The organism is Embleya sp. NPDC001921 (assembly GCF_053594475.1).
The window spans coordinates 182,222-200,841 of sequence record NZ_JBSFEO010000004.1; the positions used below are offsets into that span (position 1 = coordinate 182,222).

The 18,620-nt window shown below is 72.9% G+C and carries 16 protein-coding genes; 13 read left to right on the forward strand and 3 right to left on the reverse strand.

Annotated elements, in window-relative coordinates; genetic code table 11:
* Positions 1–8 precede the first annotated feature (8 nt).
* A complete protein-coding gene (locus ACWCPW_RS06170; protein ID WP_449760404.1) occupies positions 9–989 on the reverse strand; it encodes an ATP-binding protein in 981 nt (326 codons plus the stop codon).
* A gap of 245 nt (positions 990–1,234) precedes the next feature.
* Between ACWCPW_RS06170 and ACWCPW_RS06175 the strand changes: the two genes are divergently transcribed.
* Positions 1,235–2,041 (forward strand): oxidoreductase, encoded by an 807-nt coding sequence (locus tag ACWCPW_RS06175; protein WP_449760405.1) that lies wholly within the window; start codon positions 1,235–1,237, stop codon positions 2,039–2,041.
* A gap of 456 nt (positions 2,042–2,497) precedes the next feature.
* Here the strand turns inward: ACWCPW_RS06175 and ACWCPW_RS06180 are convergent, their stop codons facing one another.
* On the reverse strand, positions 2,498–3,304 hold the full coding sequence (locus ACWCPW_RS06180) for an HAD family hydrolase (protein ID WP_449760406.1): 807 nt from the start codon (positions 3,302–3,304) through the stop codon (positions 2,498–2,500).
* A gap of 690 nt (positions 3,305–3,994) precedes the next feature.
* Between ACWCPW_RS06180 and ssd the strand changes: the two genes are divergently transcribed.
* The 7 genes from ssd (at position 3,995) to ACWCPW_RS06215 (ending at position 9,574) form a co-directional block, all read left to right on the forward strand.
* Entirely contained in the window at positions 3,995–5,047 is a 1,053-nt protein-coding gene (gene ssd / locus ACWCPW_RS06185; protein WP_449760534.1) for a septum site-determining protein Ssd, read from the forward strand.
* Positions 5,044–6,447 carry a TadA family conjugal transfer-associated ATPase gene (locus tag ACWCPW_RS06190; RefSeq protein ID WP_449760407.1) on the forward strand — a complete coding sequence of 468 codons (1,404 nt, stop codon included), beginning with the start codon at positions 5,044–5,046 and terminating at the stop codon, positions 6,445–6,447. The genes ssd and ACWCPW_RS06190 overlap by 4 nt, the downstream gene beginning before the upstream one ends.
* A 352-nt stretch (positions 6,448–6,799) precedes the next feature.
* Entirely contained in the window at positions 6,800–7,618 is an 819-nt protein-coding gene (locus ACWCPW_RS06195) for a type II secretion system F family protein (RefSeq protein WP_449760408.1), read from the forward strand.
* Positions 7,619–7,971: 353 nt separating this feature from the next.
* Entirely contained in the window at positions 7,972–8,556 is a 585-nt protein-coding gene (locus tag ACWCPW_RS06200; protein ID WP_449760409.1) for a type II secretion system F family protein, read from the forward strand.
* A 46-nt stretch (positions 8,557–8,602) separates the two neighbouring features.
* Positions 8,603–8,812 (forward strand): DUF4244 domain-containing protein, encoded by a 210-nt coding sequence (locus ACWCPW_RS06205; protein ID WP_406297408.1) that lies wholly within the window; start codon positions 8,603–8,605, stop codon positions 8,810–8,812.
* 55 nt (positions 8,813–8,867) lie between these two features.
* Positions 8,868–9,203, forward strand: coding sequence for a TadE family type IV pilus minor pilin (locus ACWCPW_RS06210; RefSeq protein WP_449760410.1), 336 nt, complete (start codon positions 8,868–8,870; stop codon positions 9,201–9,203).
* Positions 9,200–9,574 carry an Rv3654c family TadE-like protein gene (locus ACWCPW_RS06215; RefSeq protein WP_449760411.1) on the forward strand — a complete coding sequence of 125 codons (375 nt, stop codon included), beginning with the start codon at positions 9,200–9,202 and terminating at the stop codon, positions 9,572–9,574. The genes ACWCPW_RS06210 and ACWCPW_RS06215 overlap by 4 nt, the downstream gene beginning before the upstream one ends.
* Positions 9,575–9,851: 277 nt before the next feature.
* On the opposite strand, the gene ACWCPW_RS06220 is transcribed toward ACWCPW_RS06215, so the two are convergent.
* Complete coding sequence (locus tag ACWCPW_RS06220) at positions 9,852–12,242, reverse strand: DEAD/DEAH box helicase (RefSeq protein ID WP_449760412.1); 2,391 nt, start codon at positions 12,240–12,242, stop codon at positions 9,852–9,854.
* Positions 12,243–12,368: 126 nt separating this feature from the next.
* Between ACWCPW_RS06220 and ACWCPW_RS06225 the strand changes: the two genes are divergently transcribed.
* The 5 genes from ACWCPW_RS06225 to ACWCPW_RS06245 all read left to right on the forward strand — a co-directional run bounded on the left by ACWCPW_RS06225 (position 12,369) and on the right by ACWCPW_RS06245 (position 18,343).
* Positions 12,369–12,710 (forward strand): STAS domain-containing protein, encoded by a 342-nt coding sequence (locus tag ACWCPW_RS06225; protein ID WP_020549531.1) that lies wholly within the window; start codon positions 12,369–12,371, stop codon positions 12,708–12,710.
* A gap of 74 nt (positions 12,711–12,784) precedes the next feature.
* A complete protein-coding gene (locus ACWCPW_RS06230; protein WP_449760413.1) occupies positions 12,785–13,252 on the forward strand; it encodes an ATP-binding protein in 468 nt (155 codons plus the stop codon).
* Between the two features lie 253 nt (positions 13,253–13,505).
* Positions 13,506–15,860, forward strand: a complete 2,355-nt coding sequence (locus ACWCPW_RS06235; RefSeq protein WP_449760414.1) for a sodium-translocating pyrophosphatase — start codon at positions 13,506–13,508, stop codon at positions 15,858–15,860.
* Between the two features lie 134 nt (positions 15,861–15,994).
* Positions 15,995–16,783, forward strand: a complete 789-nt coding sequence (locus ACWCPW_RS06240; protein ID WP_449760415.1) for a hypothetical protein — start codon at positions 15,995–15,997, stop codon at positions 16,781–16,783.
* A gap of 27 nt (positions 16,784–16,810) precedes the next feature.
* The gene (locus ACWCPW_RS06245) at positions 16,811–18,343 is read left to right on the forward strand and encodes a DUF7059 domain-containing protein (protein ID WP_449760416.1); all 1,533 of its coding nucleotides are present in this window, start codon (positions 16,811–16,813) and stop codon (positions 18,341–18,343) included.
* The last annotated feature ends 277 nt before the right edge of the window (positions 18,344–18,620 follow it).

Below are 18,620 nucleotides of genomic sequence, written 5' to 3' on the forward strand. Positions count from 1 at the left end.
CGCCGCGTTCACACCGGGGCGGAGATCGCGTGCGGGCCGAGCACGAACGCCGAGTCGACCTGCTCGGCGAGGTCGGCGCCGGTCTTGGCGTTCGCCCAGCTCCGCGCGTTCCTGAGGTGGAACTCGACCATCTGCGCGGTGTATCGCTCCCAGTCGCGGCGCTCGAACGTGGCGTCGCAGGCGCGCGTCAGCTCCTCCAGCGCGGCGCGATTGGCCGGCTCCAGGGTCTCGAAGCCGGGCGCGCGGCCCTTCTCCAGGGCGCGCACGAAGTCGGACTGCACGGTCCAGGTGAGCAGGTCCGCGCCGACGTGCTCGCGCAGGAACTCGACGTCCTCGGGCCCCTGGACCTTGTTGCCGACCACCGCGAGCGAGACGCCCCAGTCGCGCGCGTAGTCGCGGTACTGCCGGTAGACGCCGACACCCCGGCGGGTCGGTTCGGCGACCAGGAAGGTGATGTCGAAGCGGGTGAACAGCCCCGAGGCGAACGAGTCGGATCCGGCGGTCATGTCCACCACCAGGTACTCGTCGGCGTCGTCGACGAGGTGGTTGAGGTAGAGTTCGACCGCGCCGACCTTCGAGTGGTAGCACGCGACGCCCAGGTCGGACTCCTCGAACGGCCCGGTCGCCATCAGCCGCAGCCCGGCCAGGCCCGGCACCTCGCGCGCGCACGCCGCGTGGATCGGGTTGTCGTCGGCGAGCCGGATCAGCCGTGAACCCCGGCCGGGCGGCGTGGTCTTGACCATCTCGGCGACCGATGCGATCCGCGGGTTGTCACCGCGCAGCCAGTCCTTGATCGCGGGCAGTTCGGCGCCCATCGCGGGCAGCGCCGCGGCGGTCCCTTCGTCCAGGCCCAGGGCCACGCCCAGGTGCTGGTTGATGTCCGCGTCCACCGCGACCACCGACCGGCCGGTGGTCGCGAGGTGCCGGATGAACAGGGACGACAGCGTGGTCTTGCCACTGCCGCCCTTGCCGACGAAGGCGATCTTCACGGATGGGCCCTCCGATGATGGGTTCGAGCGATGGAACCGATTGACGGGTTCGACCCGAGGACGGGTTCGTCGGGTCGGGTGGTTCGACAATCTGGGTTTGACAATCGTTTTCGAATACGATCATCGGTCGCTCACCGTGCCTGCGTCAAGTCGCTCGGTGACCACGCGGTGGTGGGAGCGCTGCCGTCGCGTGTCGCGCGGACCGGTGTCGCGGGTGGTTTCCCGCGCGGCGTAATCTCGCCCGGGTGAGCACCGCAACCGATCCCCTCGCCGCCCTGGCCGCGCTGCCCGGCGTGCCGGAGGCCGTCGAGGACACCCGCAAGGCCGTCGACCGGCTGCTCGGCCACCGCACGATGCGCCGCCGCAGCATGGACATCAGCGCCGAGTCCGCGCTTCGGGGCGCGCGCGCGAGTGCCGCGCTCGAAGGCGTCGACTGGTCGCTCGAGGAGATCCGCCGCCGTACCGACTTCTCGTCCTCGCTCGACGACGGCGGCGCGGTGATCGCGGGCGCACTGCGGCTGTCCGCCGAGATCGGCTCGCTGCTGGGCACGTGGGGGCACAGTCCGCTCCAGGTGCTGGCCCGCCTGCACGTGGTCGCCGCCGCCGACGCGGTGCCCGCGGAGGCGCTCGGCCGACCGCGCCGCGACGGCGAACTGCCCGGCCCGGTGCCCTCCGCGGAGGAGGTGGCCGCCCGGCTGGACGGACTGTCCCGGCTGCTGCTCGCGCCCTCCTCGGCGCCCGCGATCGTGGTCGCCGCCGTCACCCACGCGGAGATCCTCACGCTCGCCCCGTTCACCTGGGGCAACGGCCTGGTCGCGCGGGCTGCGCAGCGGATCGTGCTGGTCACCCGCGGACTGGACCCCAAGGGCGCGGCGGTGCCCGAGGTCGGGCACCTGGAACTGGGCGTGGACGCCTACGCGGCGGCGCTGCGCGCGTACGAGAGCGGCACCGCCGAGGGTGTCTCGGCCTGGATCCGGCACTGCGCGGAGGCGATGACGCTGGGCGCGCGGGAGAGTGTGGCGGTCTGCGAAGCGGTGATGCGCGGGATCTGACCGCGATCCCGCGGGCGGTCGTGGCGCCGGCCGCGGTGGGGTCGCGCCGTACGCGCTCGGCGGTTCCCGGTCCCGGACGCACGAGACGGCGGCGCCCGTGAGGACGCCGCCGTTTTGTCACTCCCACCGGGGTACCAAGCGTGTACCCGTTATGACGATCGGCCCCGGCATGCGCATCCACGGGGGGAAGAACATGCAGGTCATCCGACGCGTTCGGCCCCTACGAGGGTCGGTCGCACGTGGGTTCCCGGCGGTCGTGCTCGGCCTGCTCGGGCCGTCCGCCGAAGCGGGGGCCGTACGGGCCGTTGGTCCCTTTTCTAGTGGGTTGCCGGAGGGAGTGGAACCCCTGGGCCAAGATCTTTACTTTTGGCCTTTGTCGGATTTGCTCCCCGGTCGCCGTGCTCCCGGCCCGCCTCGCCCGTGCTTGTGATCCGGGTTTCGGCCGGCCGTCCGGGGTCAGCGGCGCTTCCTGGCCAGGTACCACACGAAGCCGGCCGCCGTGGCGCCCGCGCCGATCGCGGTCGCGGCGAGTACGGGGCGCGAGGGCACCGAGAGGGTGGGCACCCGCTGGCGCAGTGCCACGGGCCGGCTGAAGACCAGTACGGGCCATCCCCGACCGGTCGCCTCGCGGCGCAGGCCACGATCGGGGTTGACCGCGTACGGGTGGCCGACCTCCAGGAGCATCGGCAGGTCGGTGATCGAATCGCTGTACGCGTAGCAGGAGGTCAGGTCGTAGCCCTCGGTTCGGGCCAACTCCTTGACCGCCGCGGCCTTGTTGGGCCCATACGCGTAGAAGTCGATCTCGCCGGAGTAGCGGCCGTCCGCGACCACCATCCGCGTGGCCACCACCCGGTCCGCGCCCAGCATGTCGCCGATCGGCTCGACCACTTCGGCTCCGGAGGAGCTGACGATGACCACGTCGCGGCCGGCGGCGTGGTGCTCCTCGATCAGGGACGCGGCCTCGTCGTAGATGATCGGGTCGATCATGTCGTGCAGGGTCTCCGCGACGATCTCGCGCACCTGCTGGACGTCCCAGCCTCGGCACAGCGCGGAGAGATATTCGCGCATGCGCTCCATCTGATCGTGATCCGCGCCACCGACGAGGAACACGAACTGCGCGTAGGCACTCTTGAGGACGGAGCGGCGATTGATGAGACCGCCGTGGTAGAAGGATCTGCTGAACGCCAGCGCACTGGACCTGGCGATGATGGTCTTGTCGAGGTCGAAGAAGGCTGCTGTCCGCTTCGGAGCCTGGGTTTCCACAGTTCACGAGGATAAGGGCAGCCATTCGGCGTAAACTCCACGTCGTGGGTTTGCTAGAGAACCCCCTCGGGTACATCCTGGAAGTCACGGATCGTTCGCGACCGTGCTAACCCGGTCCGACTCCTCCCCCCCCGAGTCGGCCGTGGAGACGACCCCCGCTCTCCCCCCCGGCGGGGGTCGTCGCTTGTCCGGGGGGCTTTTTTGCGCCCATACGAGTGCGTGGGTCGGGCTTTGTCCGACTAACCGCCGAGGTGCGCGAATGTCGGTGTGCCGCCGGGTCGGCGTGCGGGATTGTCGACGTGGTGCTCGGCGGGCCGGCTCGGATTGAATCCGCGATTCCGCGTCGATCGGCGCCGGTCCGCGTCGATCGTGCCCCCGGTGCGGGCGGCGGACTTTTTCGGAACTGCCGTTCCCCGCTGTTTCGGGTGGATTCCCGGTCGATTTTCGATGTTCTACGCGCGATCAGACCCGGAAGACATGTCCGGAACGGCTGAAGCGTCCCTCTCCCGAGTGAATCCGCAATCCACAACCACGGGCTTGTCCACAGGTACGAACCACCCGCTCGGCCGAGCGCGCGCCGGCGGCGACGGTGGGGTCAGTTCTCGGGAGGCCCGGCTCGGACGGACCTCCCCGACCCCTGGAGGTTCCGTGGCAGCGCTCTCCCCGCCCCGGCCGGCCCGCCCGCTCCTGGTGACCGGCGATCCCACCCTGCTCGACGAACTCCTGCGGCTGTGCGCCGCGGCCGGGATCGAACCGGAGGTACAACCGGACGCGGGCGCGGCACGGGCCGCGTGGCGGGGCGCGCCGCTGGTGCTCGTCGGCGACGATGTGACGCCCGGCCTGGCCCGGTGCGGATTCCCGCGCCGGGAGGACGTGGTGCTGATCGGCGCCGACCTGGACGACGGCGACGTATGGCGGCGGGCCTTGGACGTGGGCGCGGACCACGTGGTGTTCCTGCCCGACGCCGAGGCCTGGATCGTCGATCGCCTGGGCGACGTGGCCGAGGGCACCGGACCGGACGCGTACACGATCGCGGTGCTCGGCGGCTGCGGCGGCAGCGGGGCCAGCACGCTGGCCTGCGCGCTCGCGGTGACCGCGGTGCGCACGGGGCTGACCACCGCGCTGGTGGACGTGGACCCGCTGGGCGGCGGTCTGGACGTACTGCTCGGCGGCGAGGACGAGCGCGGCCTGCGCTGGCCGGATCTGGCGAGCGCGCGCGGCCGGATCGACGGCGGCGCGTTGTCCGACGCGCTGGTGCACCTGCACGGACTGACGGTGCTCTCGTGGGACCGCGACCGACCACCGGGGATCCTGCCGGACACGATGCGCTCGGTGGTGCGGGCGGTGCGCCGGCGCCACGACGTCGCCGTGCTCGACGTGCCGCGGCATACCGACTCGATGGGGGCGGAGGCGCTGCGGCAGTGCGACACCGGGCTGTTGGTGGTGCCGGCCGAGGTGCGCGCGCTGGCCGCGGCGGCGCAGGTGTCGACGCGGATCGGGCCGATGGTGCGCGATCTGCGAGCGGTGGTGCGGCAGCCGAGCGCGTCGGGGCTGACCTCGGAGGCGGTCGCGCGCGGCCTCGGCCTGCCGCTGGCGGGCGAGTTGCGGCCGGAGGCGGGGCTTTCGGCCGCGGCCGAGCGAGGCGATCCGCCGGGCCTGCGGGCGCGTGGACCGCTGGCCCGGTTCTGTCGCGACTACCTCGCGGGCGACCCGGCCGGCCTGGTGCGCGGGGAGGCGGCGTGAGCGCGCGCGAGGTGCCGCCGATGCCGCCGTTCCCGCCGCCGACGCCGCTTCCGGGCGGGCCGCGGGGGACCGGACGGGCGGGGCCGGCGGGGCGGGTGCCGCAGCCGCCGCCGTGGCCGGTACCGACGCCCGCGGACGGCGGGACCGGGGTGTTCTCGGCGCCGCAGTTGCGGGCGGTGCCGCCGCCGACTGCCGCGGTGGGGGCACCGCCGTCGGCGGCGACGGTGGTCGCGGTGCCGCCGCCGGAACCGGAATTGGTGGAGGCGGTGCGGTCGCGGTTGGCCGCCGGCGGGCACGAGCCGACACCCGGGGCGGTGGCCGCGGCGCTTCGTGCCGAGGGGCGGGTGCTCGGCGAGGCGGCGTTGCCGGAGCTGGTCCGCGCGCTGCGGTCGGAGATCGCCGGTGCCGGACCGCTGGACGCGTTGTTGCGCGACCCCGAGGTGACCGACGTGCTGGTCAACGCGCCCGACGAGGTGTGGATCGATCGGGGCGCGGGGCCGCAGCGTACGGCGGTGACCTTCGCCGACGACGCGGCGGTGCGGCGGCTCGCGCAGCGGTTGGCGAGCGGTGCCGGGCGGCGGTTGGACGACGCCTCGCCCTATGTGGACGCGACGTTGGCCGACGGGATCCGGCTGCACGCGGTGCTGCGCCCGGTCGCCGTGCGCGGGACGTGTCTGTCGCTGCGGGTGCCCCGGCGGACCTCGCTCGGCCTGGCCGACCTGGTGCGGGCCGGCTCGTTGTCGCCGGCGGCGGCCGAACTGTTGTGCGCGGTGGTCTCGGCGCGGGCCGCGTTCCTGATCTCCGGCGGCACGGGGTCGGGCAAGACCACGCTGCTCGGAGCCCTGCTCGGGTGCGCGCATCCGGCCGAACGGCTGTTGCTCGCCGAGGACTCGGCCGAGCTGACGCCACGTCATCCACACGTCGTGCGACTCCAGTCGCGACCGGCCAACGTCGAGGGCGCGGGCGAGGTGACGCTGCGGGACCTGGTCCGCCAGGCACTGCGGATGCGACCGGACCGGCTCGTGGTCGGAGAGGTGCGCGGCGCCGAGGTGGTCGAACTGCTCGCGGCGCTGAACACGGGCCACGAGGGCGGCTGCGGCACGGTGCACGCGAACTCGGCGGCGGACGTACCCGCGCGACTGGAGGCGCTCGGGGCGCTGGCCGGCCTCGGCCGGGACGCGCTGCACAGCCAACTGGCCGCCGCGCTCGACCTGGTGGTGCATGTGGTGCGCGAGCGCGACGGTCTGCGCCGGGTGGCCGAGATCCATGTCCTCGAACGGGACGCGGCGGGATGGGTCCGCCCGATCCCGGCGGCCTGCTTCGAACGCGGCGGAGGCCACCGAGCCGGCCCGGGTCACCAACGACTGACCGCGCTGCTGGCGGGGTGGTGGCGGGGGTGAGGGCTGCGGGGGTGGGAGGGCTCTTGGAGGGGGGTGGGGGTGGTTCGAGGGGTGGGACGCCGGCGATTGGCCGCGCTGCCGGCGGGGATGCGGCGGCGTCGGGTGGGTGGGCGGGGTCCGGCTGGGGGCGTGGCTTTCGGTCGGGTGGTGGGGGCGGTTCGGGGCGGCTTGCCGGCCGTTGACTGCGGTGCGGTGGGTGGGCTCGGGCTCGGTGGGCTGTTTCGGGTGGGGGCGACGGGGGGTGGCGTGGGTGTTCGGCGGGGCGGGTGTCGGAGGTCGAGATGGGCCTGCGGTGGGTGGCCGTCGGGCCGGCTGGGCGGGGGTGGTGTGAGTGATCGCGGCGGTGTCGGCCGTGTTCGGGGTTGCGGGGTTGGTGTGGTTGTCGATGACCCGGGCGGGGCCGAGTCGGTTGCGCGTGGTGCTGGGTTCGCTCGACGGCGAGCGGGTGGGGCGGTCGGTGGGCGGCGCGGTGGCCCGGCGGCATCGAGTGCCGTTGGCGGTACTCGTGGGTGGGAGCGGTGCGGCGTTGGTGCTGGGATCGCCGGTGCCCGCGCTGCTGGCCCTGCCGGGAGCGTGGGTGCTGCGCCGTCGGCGGTCGCGGGCCGCGGCGGACCGGGAGGCCGCCGCGGTGCGCGGCGGGGTCGTGGGGCTGTGCGCGGCGCTCGCGGGGGAGTTGCGGGCGGGACGCACGCCGACGGAGGCGCTGGCGGCGGCCGCGCACGCGGTGGACGGGCCGGTCCTGGCGGTGGTGGGCGAGGCGATCGGGTCGGCCCGGGTCGGCGCCGACGTACCGGACGCGTTGGACCGGGCGTCGGTCCGACCCGGGGCGGCCGGATTACGACGGATCGCCGCGTGCTGGCGGATCGCGATCGGTCGGGGCGCCGGCTTCGCCCCGGCGCTGGAGCGGATCGCGGCCACGCTGCGGGCCGAGGAGGACGCGCACGAGGAACTGATCGCCGAACTCGCCGGGGCCCGCTCGACCGCGCACGTGCTGGCCGCGTTGCCGGTCTTCGGCCTCTTCCTGGGCAGCGGCCTGGGCGCCCGGCCACTGGACGTACTGCTCCGCACGCCAACCGGAATCGGTTGCCTGTGCGTGGGCTTGGCCCTGGTGGCCGCCGGCCTGGAGTGGACGGACCGCCTGGTGACCGCGGCGGTGCCGAGACCGGCATGACGACGTCGGGCCCCGTACGGGATGTCGCGGCGGCTCGGAGGTGGGCGGCTCGGAACCGGGCCTTGGGGGTGGCGGGTGATGGCAGCCCCTGGGGCGGGTTCCGGGGGCGGGTGTCGGTGGCGTCGTAGGGGCCGGTGGCTGCTGTCGCAGTGGGTGTGCGGGAGGTCGCGGGGGCCTTCCTGGGGTTGGGGTCGGGGTGATTGGGGGTTGGGGTGGTGGGTGGGCACCTGAGCGGGGTGGCCGTGGTGGTGGCGGTGGTCGCGGCGGCGGGTGGGGCCGGGGGTGCCGTGCGGGGGAGGGGGGTTCGGGTGCGGCGGCCGCAGGGGTGGGGGAGCGAATCGGGGCGGCGGCGGGTGGCGGCGTTGGTGGGTGGGGCGGCCGTCTTCGTGCTGTTCGGTGGGTGGGTCGGGGGTGGTGCGGGTGTCGTGGTGGCGGTGCTGCTCGATCGGCGGCTGGGGCGGCTGGAGTCGCGGTCCGGGCGGGTGCTTCGGGAGCGGCTGCGGGCCGATCTGCCGTCCGCCGCCGACTTGTTCGCGGCGTGTCTGGTGGCCGGGAGTTCGCCGGTGGAGGCCGCGGAGGCGGTCGCGCACGCGGTCGGTGGGCCGCTCGCCGGCAGGTTGCGGCCGATCGTGGCCTCGTTGCGATTGGGCGGCGACCCGAGTCGGTGCTGGCTCGGGTTGACCGACGATCCCGTGCTCGCGCCGCTGGGACGGACCCTCGCGCGCGCCGCGACGGGTGGCGCGCCGGCGGCGGCCCTGGTGGCTCGGATGGCCGACGAGCAACGGGCCGAGCATCGGCGGGCCGCGGGTGCGGCCGCTCGCCGGGTGGGGGTGCGGGCCACCGTTCCGCTCGGGCTGTGCTTTCTGCCGGCTTTTCTGCTGGTCGGTGTGGTCCCGATCGTGATCGGGCTGACGACGACGCTGCTGCGGCCGTTCTGAACGACTGATCAATTCACTCATATACGCATCAATAAGGGGGAGTATCATGCGAATTCTTATGCCGATTCTCGGTCCGGCCGCGCGTCGGGTGTGGTTGCGGTTGCGCGATGACGCCGGGATGACCACGGCCGAGTACGCGGTGGGCACGGTCGCCGCGGTGGCCTTCGGAGCCGTGTTGTTCAAGATCGTGACCAGCCCCGGGGTCGCGACGGCGCTCACCGGCGTGATCACCAAGGCGCTCGATGTCTCGTTCTGATGCGGGGTCTCGTGCTGCCGTCGCAGTTCGCCGAGTGCGCGCGGAGGACGGCTTCGTGACCGCGGAGACCGCCGTCGTGCTGCCGGTGCTGGTGCTGCTGACGGCCGTGCTGGTATCCGGGATCGGTGCCGCTGCCGCGCAGATCCGCTGTGTGGACGCGGCACAGGCGGGGGCGCGGGCGCTGGCCCGAGGCGAGCCGATGGTGGTCGCGCAAACCCGGGCTCGTGCTGCCGGGCCGGTCGGGGCGCGGGCGGAGGCGTCCGGCGGGGAGGGGCTGGTGCGATTCCGGGTGGCGGCCGAGGTCGGTGTGCCGGGGGCGGCCTGGGCCGGGGTGAGGTTCCACGTGGAACATGTGGCGGTGGCGGCCGCGGAGGACGAGGTGCCGCCGTGAGCCCACGCGCGTCGGCGCAGGAGGGCTCGGCGACGTTGTGGGTGGTCGCGCTCGCCCTGGTACCGATGTGTGTGGCGGCGTTCGTGTTCGTCTTCGCCGGGGCGGTCGCGGCCCGACACCGCGCGGGCGCCGCGGCCGACCTCGCCGCGCTGGCGGCGGCCGGCCGAGCCGCGGCCGGCGCCGATGCCGGCGAGGCGTGCGCGCTGGCCCACCGAGTGGCCCGAGCCCAGCACACCGAGCTGACCCGCTGTCGGCTCGCAGCCGGCTTCGCCGAGGTCGACGTGACAGCCCCCGCCCCGGCAGGACGCACAGCCCGGGCAACCGCCCGCGCGGGCCCCTCCGACCAACCCGACACCCACCCGCCCGGCTGACGCGGCCGGGCCGATCGCCCGGATGCAGCCATCCGCCCGACTCACACCTCGTCCGTATCGATCGCGCGGCCCACACCCTCCGAGCCGTCAGCGCGTTCGAGCCGCCCACGAGCCCTACCGCAGTCGACCAGCCGAACCGGTCGCACCGCTCCTGCCCCCCGACACGCCCGAACCACTCATCCGTTCGCTCCCGTTCCCCCGATCAGCCGATCCGACGCGATCGCACCATCCGAACCGCCCGCCCCTCACTCCGCCCCCTCACCCCGGCCCACACCACTCACGCCGCCGCGCCATCCGTGTCGCCCGCGCCCGGCGTGTCGCCCCCGCCCGCGGTCCCGTTTGTTCCGAGCAGGGCGTCCAACAGGGCGACCGCGGCCGGCTTGCTCAGTGGCTGGTTGCCGTTGCCGCATTTGGGGGATTGCACGCAGCTCGGGCAGCCGTGGTCGCATTCGCAGGACGCGATCGCCTCGCGGGTCGCGGTCAGCCACGCGGTGGCGGTCACGTACGCGCGTTCGGCGAAGCCCGCCCCGCCGGGGTGGCCGTCGTAGACGAATACGGTCGGCAGGCGGGTGTCGGGGTGCAGCGACGTGGACACGCCGCCGATGTCCCAGCGGTCGCAGGTGGCGAACAGCGGCAGCAGGCCGATCGAGGCGTGTTCGGCCGCGTGTGCCGCTCCGGGCAGGTCGGTCGGGTCGATGCCCGCCGCGGCGACCTGCTCGGGCGTGACCGTCCACCACACCGCGCGCGTGCGCAGGCTGCGTTCGGGCAGGTCCAGCTTGTGCTCGCCCAGCACCTCGCCCGTGATGATCCGCTTGCGCTGGAAGGAGACCACCCGGCCGGTGACCTCGACCGAGCCGAAGTGCAGCCGGGCCGCGCCCCACTCCCGGCTGCGCGCGGTCTCCAGGATGCGGATCTCGGTGACCTCGCGCGCGCTGGTGGTCCAGTCCGGATTCGCCGCGCGCACCAGCGCCACGCCCTCGCCCAGGTCGAGTTCGCGGACCAGGAAGGTGTCGCCCTGATGCAGGTGCACCGCGCCGGGGTGGACCGCCGAATGCGCCGCCGGCGCGTCGACCGTGCCGAGCAGGCGGCCGGTGTCCTGTTCGACCACCCGCACCGCCGGCCCGCCCGCGCCGCGGATGTCGGTCAGATCCGTGGCCCGCTCCCGGCTCGTCCAGTACCACCCGGTGGACCGCCGGCGCAGCAGCCCGCGCCGCTCCAGGCCCGGCAGCAGCTCGGCGGCCACCGGCCCGAACAGCTCCAGGTCCTCCTCGGTCAGCGCGAACTCGGCCGCGGCCGCGCACAGGTGTGGGGCCAGCACGTACGGGTTGTCCGGATCCAGCACGGTCGCCTCGACCGGCCGGTCGAAGAGGGCCTCGGGGTGGTGCACCAGGAAGGTGTCCAGCGGATCGTCGCGCGCGACCAGAACGGCCAACGCCTCCTGACCGGCCCGGCCCGCCCGGCCGGCCTGCTGCCACAGCGAGGCCCGGGTGCCGGGGTAGCCCGCGATCAGCACCGCGTCCAGACCGGAGATGTCCACGCCCAGTTCGAGCGCCGTGGTCGCGGCCACCCCCAGCAGGCTGCCGTCGTGCAGCGCGCGCTCGATCGCCCGGCGCTCCTGCGGCAGGTAGCCGGCGCGGTAGGTGGCCACCCGATCCGCCAGCGCCTCGTCGACCCGGGCGAGGTGGTCGCGCGCGATCACCCGCACCACCTCGGCGCCGCGCCGCGAGCGCACGAAGGCGACCGTGCGCACGCCGTCGAGCACCAGGTCGGTGAGCAACTCGGCGGTCTCCGCGGTCGCGGTACGCCGGACGGGCGCACCGTGTTCACCCTCGTGGCCGGTCAGCGGCGGCTCCCACAATGCGAACACCAGTTCGCCGTGCGGTGAGCCGTCCTCGGTCACCTCGACCACGGGCGCGCCGATCAGCCGTTCGGCGGCGTGCGCCGGATCGGACACGGTCGCCGACGCCAGGATGAACACGGGGTCGGAGCCGTACCGGCGACACACCCGGCGCAACCGGCGGATCAATTGGGCCACATGCGAGCCGAAGACCCCGCGATACGTGTGGCATTCGTCGATCACCACATAGCGCAGCGAGCGCAGGAAGGCGGCCCACGAACGGTGTCCGGGCAGCAACGCACGGTGCAACATATCCGGATTCGTCAGGACGTACGACGCGTGCGCGCGGATCCACTGGCGGATCTCCACAGGGGTGTCGCCGTCATAGGTGGCGACCCGGACACACCCGAGCGCGGGGTTCGCGGCGCGCAACTCCTCGACGGCGCGCGCCTGATCCGAGGCCAGCGCCTTCGTCGGGGAGAGGTAGAGTGCGGTCGCACCGCGCCCGCTGGGCGCGTCCGCGCCCTCGACCAGGGTCGTGAGGACCGGCAACAGATAGGCGAGGGACTTGCCCGAGGCGGTGCCGGTGGCGATCACGACCGAGCGGCCCTGTGCCGCAACTGAGGCGGCGCGGGCCTGATGCTCCCATGGCAGTTCGATACCCGCCGCGCGAAACGCGTCGCCCACTTCCGGCCGAACCCAGTCGGGCCAGGCCGAGGTAACGCCTTCGCGGGCGGGTATGCGCCGGACGTGCGTCACTCGATCGGGTCGATCCCGACTCGCCAAAAGGCGGCCGAGAAGACCTTCCGGGGGGCGTGTACTGGGCTGCATCGGGCACCAGTGTTACATCCAATGTCGCGGGATTCATCGTCCCCTAGTGCCCATAAGTGGTTGAATGCCTTGGCGGCTGCCGATCCATGGGGGGCGACCGCTCAAGAGCAAGGTGCTGGAGGATCCGTGGACTTGTCCCTGTCGACCCGAACCGAGGGCGGTCGTACGATCGTCGAGGTGGGCGGCGAGATCGATGTATACACCGCACCCAAGCTGCGCGAGCAACTGGTGGAACTCGTCAACGAAGGCCAGTTCCACCTGATCGTCGACATGGAAGCCGTCGACTTCCTGGACTCGACCGGGCTCGGTGTGCTGGTGGGTGGCCTGAAGCGGGTGCGTGCCCACGAAGGGTCGCTGCAGTTGGTGTGCACTCAGGAGCGCATCCTGAAGATCTTCCGCATCACCGGCCTGACCAAGGTCTTCCCGATTCATCCGTCGGTGGCCGTGGCCATCGCCTCGTCCGACTGACCGACGTACGTCCTGACCGGACGCACACCGCACCCGCGCCGGCCCGGGCGGGTGCTCGCACGGCTGGGGGAACCATGGCCATCGTCGAGCTGCGCTTCAGCGCGCTGCCCGAACACGTCCGCACGGCGCGGCTCGTCGCCGCCGCCGTGGCGCGGCGCGCGGGGGTTGCTGAGACGGTGCTCGACGAGGTGCGCCTCGCCGTCGGCGAGGCGTGTTCCCGCGCCGTCGGGATGCACCAGGACCGGGTGGACGACGACCGCCCGGTCACGGTCACGCTGGACGACGGCAACGGCCGCTTCTGTATCGAGGTCAACGACGGCGTTCCACAGCCGGCGTTGACCGAGGCGGGCCTCGCGGAGGGTGCCGGGCTGATGCCCGACATGTCCGGGAACGGCTCCGGCCTCGATCTGATCGAGAACGAGATGGGCCTCGCCGTGATCCTCGGCCTGGTCGACGATCTCGACGTGCGGGCCGGCGCCGAGGGCGGCGTGATCCGCATGTCGTGGCCCTCCGGCGCGAAGTCCGCCGAGACCGTGGGCTGACCGAGCCCCACCCCGCACCACCTCATCGCCCCCGGGACGCCCGGGGGCGATTTCGGCGTTCTCGTGTATCCCCTTTTCCGGGTCGTAAAACCTGATTCCGGATCGATAGGCCATTTTTGGGAATCGCGCCCGGATTTCAACGGTAATTTGATCTGATCATGGCGATTCCCATGGTCTGATCTTGATCATTTGCATACACTCCTTTCGCATTGAGAAGTCCCGATCTGAAAGTGCTCCTAGCCAAGGAGGACGAATGTCCGGGATCCACCCCTCCGAACTCACCGTCGCCGCGGACGTCTCCGTCACCGGCGGCAACCTCACCTACGTCGTCATCGTCGCGGTGATCGCCCTCGGTGCCCTGGGCGTCGCCGCCGGACTCGTGCGTCAAGTGCTCGCGGCGGACGAGGGCACCGAATCCATGCGCCGGATCGCCGGCGCCATCCAAGAGGGCGCGGCCGCCTACCTGGCCCGCCAGTTCCGCACCCTCGCGGTGTTCGCGGTGGGCGTTTTCTTCCTGCTCATGCTGTTGCCCGCGGACGACTGGAACGAGCGGATCGGCCGCTCGATCTTCTTCCTGGTGGGCGCGGTCTTCTCGGCCGTCACCGGGTACGTGGGCATGTGGCTCGCGGTGCGCAGCAACGTGCGGGTCGCCGCCGCCGCCCGCTCCGGCAACGCCGGTCGGGACGCGGCGATGCGGATCGCCTTCCGCACCGGCGGCGTCGCGGGCATGTTCACGGTCGGCCTGGGCCTGTTCGGGGCGGCCCTCGTGGTGATCCTCTACCGTGAGAACGCCCCCAAGGTGCTCGAGGGCTTCGGCTTCGGCGCCGCGCTGCTCGCGATGTTCATGCGTGTGGGCGGCGGCATCTTCACCAAGGCCGCCGACGTCGGCGCCGACCTGGTCGGCAAGGTCGAACAGGGCATCCCCGAGGACGACCCGCGCAACGCCGCGACGATCGCCGACAACGTCGGGGACAACGTGGGCGACTGCGCGGGCATGGCCGCGGACCTGTTCGAGTCGTACGCGGTCACCCTGGTCGCCGCGCTGATCCTGGGCAAGGCGGCCTTCGGCGACGCGGGCCTGGTCTTCCCGCTGATCGTGCCCGCGATCGGCGTACTGACCGCGATCGTGGGCATCTACACGGTCGCGCCCCGGCAGGGCGACCGCAGCGGCATGACCGCGATCAACCGGGGCTTCTTCGTCTCGGCGGTCATCTCGCTGGTCCTGGTCGCGGGCGCGGCGTTCCTGTACCTGCCGAGCAAGTTCTCGGACCTGGACGGGCTGACCGATCAGGAGATCCTCGCGCACGACGCCGACCCGCGCGTGTTCGCGTTGGTGGCGGTGCTGATCGGGATCGTGCTCGCGGCGGTCATCCAACAGTTGACCGGATACTTCACCGAGACCAGCCGGCGACCGGTGCGCGACGTCACCAAGACCTCGCTGACCGGCCCGGCCACGGTGATCCTGTCCGGCATCGCGCTGGGCCTGGAGTCCGCGGTGTACGCCGCGGTGCTGATCTCGGTGGCGGTGCTGGGCGCGTACCTGCTCGGCGCCGGGATCATCATGCTCGCGCTGTTCGCGGTCGCCCTCGCGGGTACCGGGCTGTTGACCACGGTCGGCGTGATCGTGGCCATGGACACCTTCGGGCCGGTCTCCGACAACGCGCAGGGCATCGCCGAGATGTCCGGCGACGTCGAGGGCGAGGGCGCCCAGGTGCTCACCGAGCTCGACGCGGTGGGCAACACGACCAAGGCGATCACCAAGGGCATCGCCATCGCGACCGCCGTGCTCGCGGCGACCGCGCTGTACGGGTCCTATCGCGACGCCGTGCGCACGGCCGTGGACGAGGCGGGCGGACTCGCGGACGCCTCCAAGCTCACCTCGTTCGCGTTCGCCACCGACATCACCCAGCCGAACAACCTGGTCGGGCTGATCCTGGGCGCGGCCGTGGTGTTCCTGTTCAGCGGCCTGGCGATCAACGCGGTCTCCCGGGCGGCGGGCGCGGTGGTCTTCGAGGTGCGCAACCAGTTCCGCACCCGTCCCGGGATCATGGACGGCACCGAACTGCCCGAATACGGCCGAGTGGTGGACATCTGCACCCGCGACTCGCTGCGCGAGTTGGCCACTCCCGGGCTGCTCGCGGTGATGGCTCCGATCGCGGTCGGCTTCACCCTGGGCATCGGCCCGCTCGCGGCGTTCCTCGCCGGTGCGATCGGCACCGGCACGCTGATGGCGGTGTTCCTGGCCAACTCCGGCGGCGCGTGGGACAACGCCAAGAAGATGGTCGAGGACGGCAGTTACGGCGGCAAGGGCTCGGCCGCGCACGAGGCCACGATCATCGGCGACACGGTCGGCGACCCGTTCAAGGACACCGCCGGACCGGCGATCAACCCGCTGCTCAAGGTGATGAACCTGGTGTCGCTGCTGATCGCGCCGGCCGTGGTCAAGCTGAGCATCGGCGCGGACGAGAACGGCGCGCTGCGGGCCCTCGCGGCGGCCTTCTCGGTCGTGGTGATCATGGGCGCGGTCTGGTACAGCAAGCGCAAGTCGGTGGTCGTCGGCGAGGACGAGGACGACCACGAGGAGCGGGCGACCAAGGCGGCCGCCTGATCCGATCCGAGGTGCGCGCGGGCGCGGAACCGGGGAATCCGGTTCCGCGCCCGCGCCGCGTCCGAGGTGCGCGTTTGGCCGAACACCTTTGCGCTGTGCGAGTCTGCGTCCGGCTCCGAGCAAAGGTGGAAAGCGTGTCGAGGAAGTTCCTGGTGGTCTCCGCGCTGGTCCTGGCATCGGCCTTGACCGCGTGTGGTGGCGGCGGCGACGACAAGAACGACGAGAAAAAGAAGCAGCAGGCCGAACTGCGGGCGTGGGCCGCGAAGGTCTGCGCGGTGGACGTCACGGCGCGGATCGACGAGGCGCGGGTGGCGCTGGCCGACGTGGGCAAGGTGATCCCCAACGAGCAGCCCGCGACCCTGCGCACCCGGCTGGCCGCCGACATCTCCCGACTCGCCGACGCGGACAACGCGCTGGCCGACGCGATCGACAGGGCGGGCATACCCGCCGTCCCGGACGGCGCCACGCTGCGCACGTCGGTGGTCGCGGAACTGCGCAACGCGGCCAAGGGCTGGGCCGGGATCCAGGCCAGGATGGAGAGCCTGGCCACCGACAAGCAGAACGTGTTCGCCGACGGACTGCGCTCGCTGAACCCGGAGATCGACGGGCTGCGCGCGTCCGCGCACACGGCGCTGGACAAGCTGCACCGGGGCGAGCCGGGCAAGGCGCTCGCGGCGGTGCCGGGCTGCGCGGCGGGCAAGCCGGACGCGCTTCCCACCGCGCCGGTCTCGGCGCCGACGAGCGGCGCGCCGGGCGGCACTCCGAGCGCCGGTGCCTCGGGCGCCGCGCCAAGCGCGTCCGGGTCGCCGAGCGCGTCATCGAGCGCGTCCTCGAGCGCGTCCACCGCGCCGAGCGGTCCGCCGCCGAGCGGCGGCACGCCGTCCTCCTCGACGCCGCCGACCACCACGGCGGCCACCGGCTGACCCGCCGGGCGGCACGCACGAGGCAGGATGGTGCGCGTGACCATGAACGACACCTCCCAGGTGGCCCGACTTCGCGAGGCCCTGATCGCGGCCGGCTACACCGTCGACGGCTGCCTCGACGCCCTCGGTCCGCAGGCGTACGCGGCGCTGTCGCGCGGTGAGACCGTGCCGGCGCTGCGTGCCCTGCGGGCGGACGCGGCGAGTCCGCTGGCCGTGCTGATCCGGCTGTTCCTGCTGCAGACCTCGGCGCCCGAGGCGCACGTGCGACGGGCCCTGCCGCTGGCCGAGGCGCTGGCCGGCGGGCTGCTGGAGCAGGACGGCGAGGACGTGCGCCCGCTCGTGGACATCCGGCCCTACGGCGAGGCGGACACCGACTGGTGGGTGGTGTCCGACCTGGGCGCGGGCATCGGCGGCGTCAACGGCCCGGTCCGGGCGGACCACGTGCTCGGCATCGGCGGGGCGTCCACCACGCTCGCCGGGATCACCGTGCGTGAGCGGGTGGGCCGTGCGCTGGACCTGGGCACCGGATGCGGCGTGCAGGCGCTGCACGCGTCGCGACACGCCGACTCGGTGCTGGCGACCGACGTCAACAAGCGGGCGCTGGACCTGACCCGGCTGACCATGGCGCTGTCCGGGGTGGGCAACGTCGGCCTGGCCGAGGGCAGCCTGTTCGAGCCGGTCGAGGGCGAGCGGTTCGACCTGATCGTGTCCAACCCGCCGTTCGTGATCACTCCGGTGGGTGAACGGTTCACCTACCGCGACGCGGGCCTGCCCGGCGACGAGGTGTGCCGGCTCCTGGTGGCGCAGGCGCCGCGCTTCCTGAACGAGGGTGGCTACTGCCAGCTACTGGCCAATTGGCAGCACCTGCGCGGACAGGACTGGCAGGACCGGTTGGCGGCCTGGCTCGCGCCCACCGGCTGCGACGCGTGGGTGGTCCAGCGCGACGTGCAGGACCCGGCGCAGTACGCCGAGCTGTGGTTGCGCGATTCGGGTGACCATCGCGGCGCCGCCTACGCCGAACGCTACGACGCGTGGCTGGCCGCGTTCGAGCGGGACGGCGTGGAGGGGATCGGGTTCGGCTGGATCACCCTGCGCGCGTCGGGCGCCGACACGCCGAACGTGCACATCGAGGACTGGCCGCACGCGATCGAACAACCGCTCGGTTCGGAGGTGCACGGGTGGTTCGGCCGGCAGGACCGGCTGGCCGGGACGGACGACGATGGTCTGCTCGACGTCTCCTTCCGGCTCGCCGACCACGTGATCCAGGAGCAGACCGGCGCTCCGGGTGCCGAGGATCCCGAGGCGGTCGTCCTGCGGCAGCGGCGCGGCATGTGCCGCGCGGACCGGGTGGACACCGTCGGCGCGGCCCTGGCCGGGGCCAGCGACGGGCGGCTTCCGGCCGGCGTCATCGTGGACGCGATCGCCGAGCTGCTCGAGGAGGACCCGGCCCGGTTGCGCGACGCCGTACCCGGCGAACTGCGCGGTTTGGTCGCCGACGGATTCCTGCTGTTCCCCGAGGTCGGGGAGGCTGTCCCGGCGGAGTCCGACACCACCGACTGAGCGCGGCTTGGGCCGGTGCACCGTGATCCGGGGCGACACGCCTGTACAGTCGCAGGTGTTGTCCCCACCAAATACTCCTTGCCGTTGCCAAGAAAATGTGTTGTATGGAGGCGGCGGCTTCCCGTTCGACCGCGAACCAACGGGGTCGGGAGGCGGGAACCGCGATGCGCGCGTTACCGTTCGAGGAGCGTGGGACCCGGCCGTCGGAGCATTCGCCGGATCCGGGGGACGGTCCGGCCGGACAGCGGCGCCGGGACGACTCCGTGACGCAAGCCGA

What these genes read in the sequence shown, in the direction of transcription:
- ACWCPW_RS06205 (WP_406297408.1), top strand. Translation starts at nt 8,603, where the DNA reads ATGCGAATTCTTATGCCGATTCTCGGTCCGGCCGCGCGTCGGGTGTGG.
- ACWCPW_RS06220 (WP_449760412.1), bottom strand. Translation starts at nt 12,242, where the DNA reads ATGCAGCCCAGTACACGCCCCCCGGAAGGTCTTCTCGGCCGCCTTTTG.
- ACWCPW_RS06230 (WP_449760413.1), top strand. Translation starts at nt 12,785, where the DNA reads ATGGCCATCGTCGAGCTGCGCTTCAGCGCGCTGCCCGAACACGTCCGC.
- ACWCPW_RS06235 (WP_449760414.1), top strand. Translation starts at nt 13,506, where the DNA reads ATGTCCGGGATCCACCCCTCCGAACTCACCGTCGCCGCGGACGTCTCC.
- ACWCPW_RS06245 (WP_449760416.1), top strand. Translation starts at nt 16,811, where the DNA reads ATGGTGCGCGTGACCATGAACGACACCTCCCAGGTGGCCCGACTTCGC.